This is a genomic window from Micromonospora sp. NPDC048170 (assembly GCF_040652795.1).
In the GTDB taxonomy this organism is placed as follows: domain Bacteria; phylum Actinomycetota; class Actinomycetes; order Mycobacteriales; family Micromonosporaceae; genus Micromonospora.
This window is the reverse complement of the sequence record NZ_JBEZMR010000005.1, coordinates 120,402-134,366: the sequence shown is the minus strand read 5'-3', so window position 1 is coordinate 134,366 and position 13,965 is coordinate 120,402. Positions and strand designations below refer to the sequence as shown.

Below are 13,965 nucleotides of genomic sequence, written 5' to 3'. Positions count from 1 at the left end.
TGGTGTTCCACTCATCCGTCCGGAGCGACGGGCGGCAGCCGGGCGCGCATCGTCGCCCGCGTCGCGCCACGCCGCGTGCCGTGGCATGCCGCGGCGCGGCGTGCCGCGGCGTGGCACCGGGGGCTACCCGTCAGCTTCACGCCGCCAGGACTGTCGGGGTGCGAGCCGCCTCATGCCGCAGCCGGTGGGCGTCGGGCCGGACAGCCACGGGTGCGTCGGCGGCAGGGCCACCGCTACTGCTGGTCGACCAGGAACGGCGCGTCCGGGCAGGTCAGACAGACGAAGATGCGCAACGCGCCGTACCGGCCGACGACCACCTCCGTCGGCTCGTCCGAGTCGTGGTCCGGCTCGCCGTCCGCCCGCGCCGGCTGCCACCGCGCGGATCCCCGCTCCGAGGAGTCGATGACGAGGGCCAGCGTGGTGGGGCCGGCGCAGCGGGGGCACGGCGTCGGGAGGAGGTCCGTGAGGTTCCACTTGGCGTAGCCGCCGACCTTCCACCCGGGCGCCAGGAACGTGTCGAGGTATTCCTCGTCCTCGTCGGCCAGCCGCCGCAGGTCCTCCGGCAACTCGTCCGGGTACGGGTACTCGACGATCCGCTCCGGGTTCAGCCGGCACGGCCGGGGCACGTACCCGTCGGTCCCGGCCTCGCCGCGCGGCGGTTCGGCGAGAAGGTCGGCCAGGTCCGCCTCCCGCCGCCAGCGCAACTCCACGGTCGGCCCCCACGGCGCCAGGGCGTGCTCGAACGGGCACCACAGCACCTGCAACAGGTCGGCCCCGCCGGGGCGGGGCAGGTCGGGGAGGTCCGCCGCGCGCAGTTGCGCCAGCACGATCATCGGGTTCGGCCCGGCGTGCGGTCGCGGCCCGTACCGGTAGCCGACGACCGGGCCACCGTCGCGCGAGCCCCAGCCGCTGAAGCCCTGGCCGACCAGGCGGGCGATCTCCTGGTGCAGCTCAAGCTCGCCGTCGGCCAGGACATGAGCCTGCGTACGGCGACTCTCCGCCTCCCGCATCCGGGCCACCAGCTCGGCCGGTAACGGCACTTCCTCCTGCACCATGTACGGCGTGTCGCAGGTGGGCCAGGGCTCGCCTGCCGGCCAGAGCAGCGGCCCGCCGACGTGGCTGCCGGTGGCCGTGACCGCCCCGGGCCGCGGATGCAGCCGGGTCGCTGTACGACCGAACTTCTCCAGCCCGGGATAGCGAGCGAGCACATCGGACGGGAGGGGCGGAGTGATCATGGCGGAGATCGTAGGCGGTCGACCCGGGAGGCGCGCCTCCGCAGGGATCATCGCGGCGCGGAGGCGCGCCCTACCGACCGTGTCGGCCGTGGCCGGGAGGCTTCCGATGCACTCCCACCCAGTTGCCAATATTCCGCAGTTGCCAGAGCTTGGCAATAAGGCATACTGGCCGAGCGATCTCCAACTGGTGAAAGGGTTCCCATGGCCGTCTACAAACTCCCCGACATGCCCTACGACTACGGGGCGCTCGAACCCGCCATGAGCGGTCAGATCCTGGAGCTGCACCACAGCAAGCACCACGCCGCGTACGTCAAGGGCAGCAACGACACCCTCGACCAGCTCGCCGAGGCCCGCGACAAGGGTGACTACTCGACGCTGGTCGGCCTGGAGAAGACCCTGGCCTTCAACCTCTCCGGGCACATCCTGCACTCGATCTTCTGGAACAACCTCTCCCCCGAGGGCGGGGACCGCCCGGACGGCGAGCTTGCCGCCGCCATCGAGGAGCACTTCGGCTCGTTCGACGGCTTCGCCGGTCAGCTCTCCGCCGCCACGAAGAGCGTGCAGGGCTCCGGGTGGGGCGTCCTGGCGTGGGAGCCGCTGGCGCAGCGCCTCATCGTCGAGCAGGTCTACGACCACCACGGCAACATCGGCCAGGGCTCGACGCCGATCCTGGTCTTCGACGCCTGGGAGCACGCCTACTACCTGCAGTACAAGAACGTCCGCCCGGACTACGTCGACCGGCTCTGGGACCTGGTCGACTGGGCCGACGTCACCAGGCGCTTCGACGCCGCGCGCGCCGCCGGCAACCCGCTCACCGTGGCACCCTGATGGCGGCCGACCCGGCGTCGGCCCTCACCGCTGCACAACGCGCCGCCGGGGTCATCGCCGCCAGACACCGCGGTGACCTCGACGGCGCGGAACAACTGCTCGCCATGTTTCCCGACGACGCCACCCGAGCGCGCGGCTTCATGTTCCTGGCCGAACTGGCACTCAACCTCGTACGGACCCAGACCGGGCAGAGCATGGAGGACCTCGCGCAGGAACTGGCCCTGCACATCGCGGCCGTCGGCGACGGGCCTCCCGCCCCCTGACGGCACCCGCGCCACTCCCGCTACCGTCCCACCCATGACGGTGGTCCGCTCGATCCTGCTGTTCCTGCTCGCCGCCCTCGCCGAGATCGGCGGGGCGTGGCTCGTGTGGCAGGGCTGGCGCGAGAACCGGGGACTGCTCTGGGTGGCGGGCGGGGTCATCGCCCTCGGGTTGTACGGCTTCGTCGCCACCTTCCAACCCGACCCGAACTTCGGCCGCATCCTGGCCGCCTACGGTGGCGTCTTCGTCGCCGGCTCGCTGGCGTGGGGCATGGTCGTCGACAAGTTCCGCCCCGACCGCTACGACGTCGTCGGCGCGGCCATCTGCCTGGTCGGGGTCGCCGTCATCATGTACGCCCCACGCGGCGGCTGATCGGTGGCGTGCCGGAATCGCCGGCGGGCACCACGCCCACGGGCCCGAGTGTGTCGGACGCCGTCGTTAGGCTGCCCCGCGTGATCAACCGACCCAGCCAGAAGTGGGGCCGCAGCGTGCGGGAGCAGAAGGCCGCCATCGCGGCGGGCACCCTCACCGACGACGCCGCGTACGCCCTCCGTCTCTGGCCCGAGCCTTTCATCACCGCCGTCGACGCCGCTCTCGACGCCTACGAAGCGGACGTACGCTCGCTCTCCGCACCGTCCGACGAGGAGGTCTTCGCTGCGGTGGAGCGGGTGGTCGACGCCCTCAACGCCGTCAGCGCCGAGCACGGCTGCATCGAGACGGGCGAACGCGAGGACCTGTGCGAGTACGTCGACGTCGTCCTGACGAACGCGGGCCTCGACGTCCAGGCGCTCACCTCCCGGCGCGGCATCGGGCGGCACGAGCTCACCGACGACTGGCGCGACTGGTGAGGCCCTGATCCGTCGGGACCGCGTGGCCGACCGTCATGCGGTTGCCTGCGTGATAGCGCGACCGGCCTGGCGGCCGGAGAAGATGCAGCCGCCGAGGAAGGTGCCCTCCAGGGAGCGGTAGCCGTGCACGCCGCCCCCGCCGAATCCGCTCGCCTCACCGGCGGCGTACAGGCCGGGGATCGGGGTCGCGTCGGCCCTGAGCACCCGTCCCGACAGGTCGGTCTGGAGGCCGCCGAGGGTCTTGCGGGTGATCACGTGCAGCCGGACGGCGATGAGTGGCCCGGCCTTCGGGTCGAGGATCCTGTGCGGGGTCGCCGTACGGACCAGTTTGTCGCCGCGGTACCGGCGGGCGTTGTGGATGGCGGAGATCTGGCCATCCTTGGTGAAGGCGTTGTCCAGCTCCCGGTCGCGGGCGACGACCTCGCGCCGGATGTCCTCGACGTCGAGCAGGGGCCTGCCGGTCAGCGCGTTCATGCCGGCGACGAGTTCGTCGAGGGTGTCGGCGACGACGAAGTCCTCGCCGTGCTGCTTGAACGCCTCGACGGGCGCGGGTGCGCCGGGGCGGATGCGGCCGAGGGTCTGCAGGACCGACTTGTTGGTGAGGTCGGGGTTCTGCTCGGAACCGGAGAGCGCGAACTCCTTCTCGATGATCTTCTGGGTGAGTACGAACCAGCTGTGGTCGTGCCCGGTGGCCCGCAGGTGCGCCAGCGTGCCGAGGGTGTCGAAGCCGGGATAGAGCGGTCCGGGCAGCCGCTTGCCGGTGGCGTCGAACCACAGCGAGGAGGGCCCCGGCAGGATGCGGATGCCGTGGCCTGCCCAGATGGGATTCCAGTTCTTCACCCCTTCGACGTAGTGCCACATCCGGTCGGGGTTGATGACGTTGCCACCGGCGTCCTGGGTGATCCGCAGCATCCGTCCGTCCACGTGGGCGGGGACACCGCTGATCATGTGCTCGGGTGCGGTGCCGAGCCGGGCCGGCCAGTTTCTGCGCACCAGGTCGTGGTCGGCACCGATCCCGCCGGAGGCCACCAGGACAGCCTGGGCGGTCAGCTCGAATTCACCGACCACCGTGCGGCTGCTGGCCACCCCGCGAGCGGAGTCGCTGGGCTCCAGGACGGCACCCCGTACGCCGGTCACCGCTCCGTCGGTCACGACGAGTCCATCGACGCGGTGCCGGAACGCGAGGGTGACCAGCCCCTTCGCGACCGCGTCCCGCACCCGCCGTGCGAACGGCGCGACGACGGCGGGGCCGGTGCCCCACGTGACGTGGAAGCGCGGGACGGAGTTGCCGTGCCCGGTCGCGCCGTACCCGCCGCGCTCGGCCCAGCCGACCACCGGGAAGAACCGTACGCCCCGGGCGTGCAGCCAGGAGCGCTTCTCCCCGGCCGCGAAGTCCACGTACGCCTCGGCCCACCTGCGCGGCCACTCGTCCTCGGGCCGGTCGAACCCGGCCGTACCCAGCCAGTCCTGGAGGGCGAGCTCGCGCGAGTCCCTGATCCCCATCCGGCGCTGCTCCGGCGAGTCGACCAGGAACAGGCCGCCGAAGGACCAGAACGCCTGCCCACCCAGATTCGCCTCGGGCTCCTGGTCGAGCAGGATCACCCGGCGGCCCGTGTCCGCGAGTTCGGCGGCGGCAACCAGACCCGCCAGCCCGGCTCCGACAACGATCACGTCTGCGTCCATGGCAGGCACTCTTCCCACCGTCGTTTCCGCTGACGATCAAAACCACAGCGGATGAGGACGCACATTGTCACTGAGTGATAAAACAGGGCCATGGGCCTTCCGGAGCGGCTGGCCGTGCAGCGGCGACTCGTCGAGCGCGGTGGCCGGGTCGACGAACGCGTCATCGCCGCCGTGCTGCGCGAGGTCCCCGCCTACACCACCATCAGCCCCGCCCAGGTGGCCGAGACCCGCGCCATCGCCGCGTGGGCGATCCGCCGGCTGATCGAGATGTGGATCGACGACACCACACTGACCGCTGCCGACCTCCAGCGGTTCCGGGGCATCGGGGCCGCCCGGGCCACCGACGGTCGTCCCCTGTTCGCGGTGCTGCGCGCCTACCGGGTCGCCGCGGTCGAGATCAGTGACCTGGTCATCGACCTGGCTTCCGACGGGCTGGCCCTGTCCGACGTGGTGGCGCTGAACCGCACGCTGCTCACCAGCGTCGACCAGTTGTCGGAGTCCCTGTTCGCCGGCTACCACAGCGCCGCCGAACAGTTGAGCAGCAACCGGGCGCAGATGCTCGCAGGCCTCACCCACGACCTCCTGACCGGCCGGCAGACCTCCGCGGCCGTACTGGCGGACCGGGCGGCCCAACTCGGCATCGCGGTCCCGGCGACCCTGGCCCTCGTCGTCGTCGCGCCCGACACCACCGGCACCGTCCTCTCGGAGGGCGACGTCGCGGACCTCGCCTCGTCGATCTCCTCGGCGGGCGGCGGCCAGCCCCTGGACGTCCTGCACGCACTCCGGCGACACCAGGGGGTGCTGCTGGCCGCGACCATCCCCGACCTGACCGGCGAACTGACGTCCCGGCGATGGCGTGCCTGCGTGATCCGAGGGGTCACCCCCGCCGCGATCCCGGCGGAGTTCCGCCTCGCCTCCGCCGCACTCGACCACGCACCAGACGAGGCGTTCGCCGACTCGCCGATCCTCGACCGGGGCGACGCGATGCTGGTCGCCCTGCTGCGCGGGCAGCCGTCCGTCGACCCCGCCGAACTCGCGGCCGAGGCCCTCGGCCCCGTAGCCGAGGCCAAGAACGCGCACCTGCTCGAAGGGCTCAGGGAATACCTGCGCCGCGGCTCGTCCACCGAGGCGGCCGACAGGCTCGGCCTGCATCCCCAGACCATGCGGCACCGGCTGCGCCGGATCACCGAACTCTCCGGCCGCGACGTCCGTCTCTCCTGGGACCGCCTGATGCTCGACATCGCCCGCAGCGCGGACGAGGTCGCAGGCCGCGACCGTACGCCGACCGGACGGCCACCCGTCAGGAGGTAGCGTCCCGCCATGCGCATGAAGCTCGGTCGGCCCGACCTGGCCGCCCACGCCGAGCGGTTCGACGTCCCACCTGCGGCGGAGGACTTCGGCGTCACGTTTCTCGGCGTCTCCAGCCTGCTGTTCGACGACGGCGACACGGCGGTGATGACCGACGGCTTCTTCTCCCGCCCGTCCCTGCTCAGGGTCGCTCTCGGCAGGCTCGCACCCGACGAGGCGCGCATCGGCTCCGCGCTCACCCGGCTCAGGCTGGACCGCGACAACGGTGTACGCCGCCTGGCCGCCGTGATTCCGGTGCACACCCACTTCGACCACGTCATGGACTCCGCGACCGTCGCCCTGCGCACCGGCGCGCTGCTCGCCGGTGGCCGGTCCGCAGCCAATGTCGGCCGAGGAGCCGGCCTCGCCGAAGACCGCATCCACGTCGTCACGCCCCACGAACCGATGCCACTGGGCGCCTTCACCCTCACGTTCGTCGAGTCCGAGCACTGCCCACCGGACCGTTTCCCCGGCACCATCACGGAGCCCCTGACGCCCCCTGCCAAGGCGTCCGCCTACCGGTGCGGTGAAGCCTGGTCGGTGTTCGTCGAACACGCGAGCGGCCGGACCGCCCTGGTCCAGGGCAGCGCCGGCTACCGGCCAGGAGCACTCGACGGGCGACGGGCCGACGTCGCCTACCTGGGCGTCGGCCAACTCGGCGTGCAGGACGAGGAGTACATCCGTACGTACTGGGCCCAGACCGTACGGGCCGTCGGAGCCCGTCGCGTGGTCCTCGTCCACTGGGACGACTTCTTCCGCCCCCTCGACGAGCCGCTGCGCGCCCTGCCGTACGCGGGCGACGACCTCGACGTCACGATGCGCGTCCTGGCCCGGCTGGCCCACCAGGACCGGGTCGCGCTCCACCTGCCGAGACTGTGGCGTCGGGAGGATCCGTGGGTGGGACTGAGGTGACCGACGCCCCAACCGACCCTGCATCAAGGCATCGATGAAATCGAGTACCTCACGGCGCTGAAGGCCCTACGACGGATGATCGAGAACACCGGGGGAACCCGGTCTAGAGCCATCGCCATCCCAATACTCCCAGGGCATCAAGCTCTGTTCGTCACCCACCCGGTCCAGCACCTTCGTCTGCCCAGAACCCGGGATCTAGCTGGAGGCGGTGCAAATGATCCGCCCAGTTCTCAGGCTCTTCGTGGAAGATCAACCAGTTGTACTCGCCGAAATGGTCTTGCCAGTCCCAATGATGGTTGATGATCCGAACAGCTTGCGCGTACGACACCGCATGCCGCTCGGCCATGGCGACTGCAATGTCCCGGAAGTACAGGCGATGTTCATCAGGTGCCTCGAAGTCGAACTCAGGAAACAGACGCCCACCCTCCTACAGTGCCAGGTCAGCATCATGGGCGACGGGAAGGCTCGTCGCGCGCCCAGCGAAGCTGTCTGCCGCCGACCCGCCCTCCTGGGGATCAGACCGCCCGGTCGACGGCAGAGCTTTCAGACGTTGAAGCGGAACTCCACGACATCGCCGTCCTGCATGACGTACTCCTTGCCCTCGATCCGGACCTTGCCGGCGGCCTTGGCCGCCGCCATCGATCCGGCCTCGACCAGGTCGCCGAAGGAGACCACCTCGGCCTTGATGAAGCCGCGCTGGAAGTCGGAGTGGATGACCCCCGCGGCCTCCGGCGCGGTCGCGCCGACCGGGATGGTCCAGGCCCGCGCCTCCTTGGGGCCGGCGGTGAGGTACGTCTGGAGCCCGAGCGTGCGGAACCCGATCCGGACGAGCTGGTCCAGGCCGGGCTCGTTCTGCCCGATCGACTCCAGCAGCTCGCGGGCCTCCTCCTCGGGCAGGTCCACCAGCTCCGACTCGATCTTGGCGTCCATGAAGACGGCCTCGGCCGGGGCGACCAGGGCGCGCAGCTCGTCGAGGAACTCGGCGTTGCCCAGTTCGGCCTCGTCGACGTTGAAGACGTACAGGAAGGGCTTGGTGGTGAGCAGGTGCAGCTCGCGCAGGTGTTCCAGCTCGATGCCCGCGCCCTTGGCACCCGCGTAGAGGGTGACACCGGTGTCGAGCAGCTCGACGGCCTGCTTGGCGGCGGCCACGGCGGCGGCCCGGTCCTTGCGGAGCTTGGCCTCCTTCTCCAGCCGGGGCAGCGCCTTCTCCAGGGTCTGGAGGTCGGCGAGGATCAGCTCGGTGTTGATCGTCTCGATGTCGTCGGCCGGGGAGACCTTGCCGTCGACGTGCACCACGTTCGGGTCGGAGAAGGCGCGGACGACCTGGCAGATCGCCGAGGCGTCGCGGATGTTCGCCAGGAACGCGTTGCCCCGGCCCTGCCCCTTGGAGGCGCCGCGCACCAGGCCGGCGATGTCGACGAACGACACCGGGGCGGGCAGCACCTTCTGCGAGCTGAAGATCTCGGCGAGCTTGTGCAGCCGCTCGTCCGGCAGCCCGACGACGCCGACGTTGGGCTCGATGGTGGCGAACGGGTAGTTCGCCGCGAGCACGTCGTTCTTGGTCAGCGCGTTGAACAGGGTGCTCTTGCCGACGTTGGGCAGGCCGACGATGCCGATGGTGAGACTCACGACGAGCCAGCTTACGCCGCCGCCGTCCGGCCCCGGGAACGCGGTGCGGCACGCCAACTAGATCTTGGTGAGAAACGGCCTGGAGGGGCGCGGACCTACCAAGATCCGCCGACAGCCCAGGCCAGCCTCACAGTCAGGTCAGGAGAGCAGGCGCGGGCCGATCGGGATCTCCCGCACGCTGCCGTCCGGCCCGCGACTGACCTCGTACGCCGAGACGCCCGGACGGTCCGCGACGGCCTCGACGAGCCGCTCGCCCCGGTAGAGCAGGCCGGTGCCGTCGTCGGTGCAGTGGGCGGTCGGCAGCGTGCCGTCGCCGACCAGCCGGTGCATCAGCGGCCGGCGCTGCTCCTCGCTGTCGTAGTGCACGCCGTTGCCGTAGGGCAGCCAGCCCAGCCCGTCGGTGAAACCGCGCAGGGTGGTGCCGAAGCTGTCGGTGGCTCCGCCGGCGTGCCAGCAGATCGAGCCGGCGGAGACGCCGCCGAGCACCACGCCGGCTTCCCAGCACTCGCGCAGGATCTCGCCGAGGCCGTGCACCCGCCATACCGCGCAGAGGTTGGCGACGCTGCCGCCGCCCACCCAGACGATGTCCTGGGCGAGCAGGTGGGCGCGGATGTCGTCGACGTTCGGCATGGGGAACAGCGCCAGGTGCGTCATCCGGAACCGGCTGCCGGCGAACGCCTCGTAGATCCGGGCGAGCGTGGTCGGCTGGTCTCCCCCGGCCTGGTCGAGGAGGCAGATCCTCGGCTCCGGTCCGGCCTCGGCCAGTTCGGCGGCGAGGTCGAAGACGGGGTTGACCCGCCGGGCGCCGCCCTCGGGGCGCGGCGCGTAGATGCCCATGCTGGTGGCGAGGATGGTCGGTTCGCTGGCGGGCACGGTCGTCCTTCCGTCGGGGTCGGCGGTGCCCATCCTGCCCGAGGCCCCTCCCGGGCTGCCCGCCGCCCGCCGCCGGCAGGGTCCGCGCGGTTCGCTCAGCGTCCGCGGTCGGTCGCCGCGCCCAGCAGCGTACGCAGCAGCTCGGTGAGGCGACGCTGGTCCTCGGCGGGCAGCGCGTCGAGCAGCCGGCGCTGGACGGCCAGCCCCGCGTCGGCAGCCTCCTCGACCAACTCGCGGCCGGCCGGGGTGAGCGTGACCTGGAGCCCTCTCCGGTCGGTCGGGTCGGGTGAGCGGCGGACCAGCCCGGCGCGTTCCAGCCGGTCGAGCCGGCCGGTCATCCCGCCGGAGGTGAGCATCAGCGAGGCGGTGAGTGCCTTCGGCGCCAGCGTGTAGGGGGCTCCGGCGCGGCGCAGGGCGGCGAGCACGTCGAACTCGCCCCGGCTGATCGACCAGCGGGCGTAGGTGCGTTCCTGTTCGTCGCCGACGAGCCGGGCCAGCCGGTAGATGCGGCCGAAGACCGCCATCGGTTCGGGGCGCATTCCCGGCCGCTCCCGCTGCCACTGCTCGACGATGCCGTCGACGTCGTCCCGCTCGGTCACCCCCGGATTGTGCCGCACCTCGCACTCCCCCTTTCGTTCGCCACAAAGTAGCTTAGCTGTAAGATACTTAGCATCGAGCTTTAGGAGGGATCGTGAACCGGCGCTGGCCCGACATCCTGCTCACCGCCGCCGCGCCGACCGCGTGGGGCACGACGTACCTGGTCACCAGCGAGCTCCTGCCGCCCGACCGGCCGCTCTGGTCCGGCGTGATCCGGGCTCTCCCCGCCGGCCTGCTGCTGCTCGCGCTGACCCGGCACCGCCCGCACGGCGTCTGGTGGTGGCGCGCGGCCGTGCTCGGCGCGCTGAACATCGGGGCGTTCTTCCCGCTGCTCTTCTTCGCGGCCTACCACCTGCCCGGCGGCACCGCCGCGGTGCTCGGCGCCACCCAGCCGCTGCTGGTGGCGGGTCTGACGGTGCTCGCGCTCCACGAACGGCCCCGCCCCCGGGCCCTGGCCGCCGCGTTCGCCGCGCTGGCCGGGGTCACCCTGGTCGTGCTGCGCCCCGACGCGGGCCTCGACCCGACCGGCGTCGCCGCCGGGCTGACCGCCACCGCCGCGATGGGCACCGGCCTGGTGCTGACCCGTCGCTGGGGCCGCCCACCGGGCGTCGGCACGCTCACCGCCACCGGCTGGCAGCTCACCGCCGGCGGGCTGATGGTGACACCGGCAGCCCTGCTCGTCGAGGGAACGCCACCCCTGCCCGACCTCCCGGCGCTGGCCGGGTACGCGTGGCTGACGCTGGCCGGGACGGCGCTGGCGTACGCGCTGTGGTTCCGGGGCGCGGCCCGGCTGCCGGTCACCCAGGTCTCGCTGCTCGGCGCGCTCAGCCCGCTCACGGCCGCCGCGCTCGGCTGGGCCGTGCTCGGGCAGGCGATGACCGGCTGGCAGCTCGCCGGCTTCGCCGTCGCGGTCGGCGCCACCGTGGCCGGGCAGCTGCCGGAGCGCCGGCCCGGGCCGACGGGTCAGTCGCGGGGGCCGGCCTGGCGAGGGACCACCGCCTCGATCCGCAGGGTGCCGGGGGCCAGCTCCCCGGCGGCAGCCAGTGGCAGGGTGAAGCGGGCCTCGGCGGCAGGACCGGCCGCGTACGACTCGCGGAGCATCCAGCGCACCTCGTCGGCCGTCCAGCCCAGTCCGCCCCGGCCGGCGATCTCGCGGACGAGGCGCAGCGCCACCCGGGTGTCGTCGTCGTAGAACCGCATGCACCAGTGGTGCACCCACATGCCCAGCGCGCGGAGACCGTCGGCGTCGAGCGAGCGCACGAGTCGACCGCAGGCGGTGTCGCCGAACGCCCGCCCCGGGTCGCCGGCCCCGTCCCGTTCGATCGCGCCGACGGCGGCCGGGGCGACCGCCCGCATCCGGTCGTAGAAGCCCTGCACCACCACGCCGTCCAGCGGGGGGTGCCCGTCCCGTGTCGACGCCGCTTCCCGCCCCGCCACGCTCGCCATGACCGCACCCCTTCTTGAGTTGGTGGCCGGACGGTACCGACCACAACCGACACTTTCGGCGCCGGCGTCCCGTTCACTCCTCGCACGGTCAGGTCCGATTCCCGCGAGCCGGGGGCTCCGAGCAGGGGCATCATCGATGACGTGGAGTTGGACTTCGAGCGGTGCTACCGGGCGGTCGACAGCCGCGACCAGCGGTTCGACGGCTGGTTCTACACGGGCGTCACGTCGACCGGGATCTACTGCCGGCCGTCCTGCCCGGCGACGACGCCGAAGCGGCAGAACGTCCGGTTCTTCCCCTCGGCCGCCGCCGCCCAGACAGCCGGGCTGCGCGCCTGCCGGCGCTGCCGGCCGGACGCCGTCCCGGGCTCCCCGCAGTGGGACGTGCGGGCCGACGTGGTCGGCCGGGCGATGCGGTTGATCGCCGACGGGGTGGTCGACCGGGACGGCATCCCGGGGCTGGCCGCCCGGCTCGGCTACACCGAGCGGCACCTGCACCGGATGCTGCGGGCCGAGATGGGCGCCGGCCCCCTGGCCCTGGCCCGGGCGCAGCGCGCGCAGACCGCCCGCACCCTGATCGAGACCACCGGGCTGGGCATGGCGGAGGTCGCGTTCGCCGCCGGGTTCGGCAGCGTCCGGCAGTTCAACGACACGGTCCGGGAGGTGTACGGCAGTGCCCCGTCCGAGCTGCGCACCGCCCGCCGCCCGAGTCCCACGTCGGGCGGGGCGGGCACGATCACGTTGCGGCTCGCGTACCGCCCGCCGCTGCACGCGGAGGCGCTGCTGGACTTCCTCGCGCTGCGCGCGCTGCCCGGCGTCGAGGAGGTACGCGACGGGACGTACCGGCGGGGACTGCGGCTGCCGCACGGCCCGGGCGAGGCGGCCCTGACCCCGGCGGACGGGCACGTCACGGCGACGCTGCGGCTGACCGACATGCGCGACCTCGCCCCGGCGGTGGCCCGCTGCCGGCGCCTGCTCGACCTCGACGCCGATCCGACCGCCGTCGACGACACCCTCGCCGCCGATCCGGCGCTGGCCCGGGCGGTCGCCGCGGAGCCGGGGATCCGGCTTCCCCGCTCGGTCGACGGCTTCGAGATGGCCGTACGCGCGATCGTCGGCCAGCAGGTCTCCGTCCGTTCCGCCCGCACCACCCTCACCCGCCTCCTGACCCACCTGACCCCCCTCCCCCTCCCACCCCACCCACCCCACCCGCGCCTCAACGGCGTCGATCAAGAGGTTCGGGGCTCCGGGGAACGCTCCCAGGAACCCAAACCTCTTGATCAACTGGCGGAGGGCGGGGCGGGCGGGGCGGGCTGGTTGTCCGGGTTTCCCGGCGCCGCGGAGGTGCTCGGCGTGCCGGACGAGGTGTTCGGGATGCCGGCGGGGCGGCGGGAGACCATCCGTACGCTGGCACGGGCCGTCGCCGACGGATCGCTCGACCTGGCGCCGGGCGGGGACCGCGAGGAGACCGTCCGGCGGCTGCTGGCGCTGCCCGGAATCGGGCCCTGGACCGCGGGCTACGTCGCGATGCGTGCCCTCGGCGACCCGGACGTCCTCCTGCCCACCGACCTCGCCGTGCGCCGGGGAGCCGCCGCCCTCGGCCTACCGGACGCCCCGTTGACCCTCGACGCGTACGCCGACCGCTGGCGCCCCTGGCGCTCGTACGCGGTGATCCGACTCTGGAGAGCAGCATGAACACGAACGACAGCACCGTCATCGACACCCCCGCCGGGCCGCTGAGCATCATGGTCGGCCCGGACGGCGCGGTCCGGGCGGCGGGCTTCACCGGTGACCCGGAGAGCCTGCTCCCCCTGATGCACCCGACCATGCGGGCACCGCTGCGACACCGCGGCGACCTCGGCCCGGTCAGCGCCGCCGTGGCGTCCTACCTGGACGGCGAGTTGACCGCCATCGACACCGTGCCGGTGCGGCAGCACACCGGGGGCACGTTCATGGCGCACGCCTGGCAGGTGCTGCGCGAGGTGAAACCGGGCGATCCGGTGACGTACACCGGGTTCGCCGGGCTGGCCGGCCGCCCCGCCGCCGTACGCGCCGCCGCGGCGGCCTGCGCCCGCAACGCCGCCGCCCTGTTCGTCCCGTGCCACCGGGTGCTGCGCACGGACGGGACGCTCGGCGGCTACCGCTGGGGGCTGGACGTGAAGCGGTGGCTGCTCCGGCACGAGGGGCGCTGACGGGAAACCCTCGACGGTGGAGACGGCCGACCGGGTGCTGTAGCCCGACGGCGGCCGGATCGTCACTGCCGGGCCGTCCCGCACCGCCGTCACCCCGCCGGACGGGAACCCGCCGGG

At 72.7% G+C, this 13,965-nt stretch carries 15 protein-coding genes and 1 pseudogene; 9 read left to right on the top strand and 7 right to left on the bottom strand.

The genetic code is table 11. The features are described 5' to 3' along the window. Positions 1-233: 233 nt before the first annotated feature. Positions 234-1,235 (bottom strand): hypothetical protein, encoded by a 1,002-nt coding sequence (locus AB0D32_RS11130; protein ID WP_357087764.1) that lies wholly within the window; start codon positions 1,233-1,235, stop codon positions 234-236. Between the two features lie 201 nt (positions 1,236-1,436). Here AB0D32_RS11130 and AB0D32_RS11125 point away from each other — a divergent pair, with 201 nt between their 5' ends. The 4 genes from AB0D32_RS11125 to AB0D32_RS11110 all read left to right on the top strand — a co-directional run bounded on the left by AB0D32_RS11125 (position 1,437) and on the right by AB0D32_RS11110 (position 3,172). Continuing rightward, positions 1,437-2,063, top strand: coding sequence for a superoxide dismutase (locus tag AB0D32_RS11125; protein WP_357087761.1), 627 nt, complete (start codon positions 1,437-1,439; stop codon positions 2,061-2,063). Next, positions 2,063-2,326, top strand: a complete 264-nt coding sequence (locus tag AB0D32_RS11120) for a superoxide dismutase (RefSeq protein WP_357087758.1) — start codon at positions 2,063-2,065, stop codon at positions 2,324-2,326. Before AB0D32_RS11125 ends, AB0D32_RS11120 begins: the two co-directional genes overlap by 1 nt. Positions 2,327-2,360: 34 nt before the next feature. Further along, the gene (locus AB0D32_RS11115) at positions 2,361-2,696 is read left to right on the top strand and encodes a YnfA family protein (protein WP_357087755.1); all 336 of its coding nucleotides are present in this window, start codon (positions 2,361-2,363) and stop codon (positions 2,694-2,696) included. A gap of 80 nt (positions 2,697-2,776) precedes the next feature. Further along, positions 2,777-3,172 (top strand): hypothetical protein, encoded by a 396-nt coding sequence (locus AB0D32_RS11110; protein WP_357087753.1) that lies wholly within the window; start codon positions 2,777-2,779, stop codon positions 3,170-3,172. Positions 3,173-3,205: 33 nt separating this feature from the next. Here AB0D32_RS11110 and AB0D32_RS11105 read toward each other — a convergent pair whose 3' ends face one another. Continuing rightward, a complete protein-coding gene (locus AB0D32_RS11105) occupies positions 3,206-4,855 on the bottom strand; it encodes an FAD-binding dehydrogenase (RefSeq protein WP_357087750.1) in 1,650 nt (549 codons plus the stop codon). A 90-nt stretch (positions 4,856-4,945) separates the two neighbouring features. On the opposite strand from AB0D32_RS11105, the gene AB0D32_RS11100 reads away from it, so the two are divergent. Continuing rightward, on the top strand, positions 4,946-6,166 hold the full coding sequence (locus tag AB0D32_RS11100; RefSeq protein ID WP_357087747.1) for a helix-turn-helix domain-containing protein: 1,221 nt from the start codon (positions 4,946-4,948) through the stop codon (positions 6,164-6,166). Positions 6,167-6,175: 9 nt separating this feature from the next. Next, complete coding sequence (locus tag AB0D32_RS11095) at positions 6,176-7,114, top strand: MBL fold metallo-hydrolase (protein ID WP_357087744.1); 939 nt, start codon at positions 6,176-6,178, stop codon at positions 7,112-7,114. A gap of 151 nt (positions 7,115-7,265) precedes the next feature. Here AB0D32_RS11095 and AB0D32_RS11090 read toward each other — a convergent pair whose 3' ends face one another. The 4 genes from AB0D32_RS11090 to AB0D32_RS11075 all read right to left on the bottom strand — a co-directional run bounded on the left by AB0D32_RS11090 (position 7,266) and on the right by AB0D32_RS11075 (position 10,215). Next, complete coding sequence (locus AB0D32_RS11090; protein ID WP_357087741.1) at positions 7,266-7,460, bottom strand: hypothetical protein; 195 nt, start codon at positions 7,458-7,460, stop codon at positions 7,266-7,268. A 197-nt stretch (positions 7,461-7,657) separates the two neighbouring features. After that, entirely contained in the window at positions 7,658-8,743 is a 1,086-nt protein-coding gene (gene ychF, locus AB0D32_RS11085) for a redox-regulated ATPase YchF (RefSeq protein ID WP_357087739.1), read from the bottom strand. 138 nt (positions 8,744-8,881) lie between these two features. Then, the gene (locus tag AB0D32_RS11080) at positions 8,882-9,649 is read right to left on the bottom strand and encodes a peptidase E (protein WP_357087736.1); all 768 of its coding nucleotides are present in this window, start codon (positions 9,647-9,649) and stop codon (positions 8,882-8,884) included. A gap of 62 nt (positions 9,650-9,711) precedes the next feature. Continuing rightward, on the bottom strand, positions 9,712-10,215 hold the full coding sequence (locus AB0D32_RS11075; protein WP_357087733.1) for a MarR family transcriptional regulator: 504 nt from the start codon (positions 10,213-10,215) through the stop codon (positions 9,712-9,714). Between the two features lie 92 nt (positions 10,216-10,307). Between AB0D32_RS11075 and AB0D32_RS11070 the strand changes: the two are divergent. Further along, positions 10,308-11,123: pseudogene (locus tag AB0D32_RS11070) on the top strand (EamA family transporter); the annotation flags it as partial. A 53-nt stretch (positions 11,124-11,176) separates the two neighbouring features. On the opposite strand, the gene AB0D32_RS11065 reads toward AB0D32_RS11070, so the two are convergent. Then, the gene (locus AB0D32_RS11065) at positions 11,177-11,659 is read right to left on the bottom strand and encodes a hypothetical protein (protein WP_357087730.1); all 483 of its coding nucleotides are present in this window, start codon (positions 11,657-11,659) and stop codon (positions 11,177-11,179) included. A 141-nt stretch (positions 11,660-11,800) separates the two neighbouring features. Between AB0D32_RS11065 and AB0D32_RS11060 the strand changes: the two genes are divergently transcribed. Then, a complete protein-coding gene (locus AB0D32_RS11060) occupies positions 11,801-13,351 on the top strand; it encodes an AlkA N-terminal domain-containing protein (protein ID WP_357087727.1) in 1,551 nt (516 codons plus the stop codon). Continuing rightward, positions 13,348-13,848, top strand: a complete 501-nt coding sequence (locus AB0D32_RS11055) for a methylated-DNA--[protein]-cysteine S-methyltransferase (RefSeq protein ID WP_357087724.1) — start codon at positions 13,348-13,350, stop codon at positions 13,846-13,848. The genes AB0D32_RS11060 and AB0D32_RS11055 overlap by 4 nt, the downstream gene beginning before the upstream one ends. The last annotated feature ends 117 nt before the right edge of the window (positions 13,849-13,965 follow it).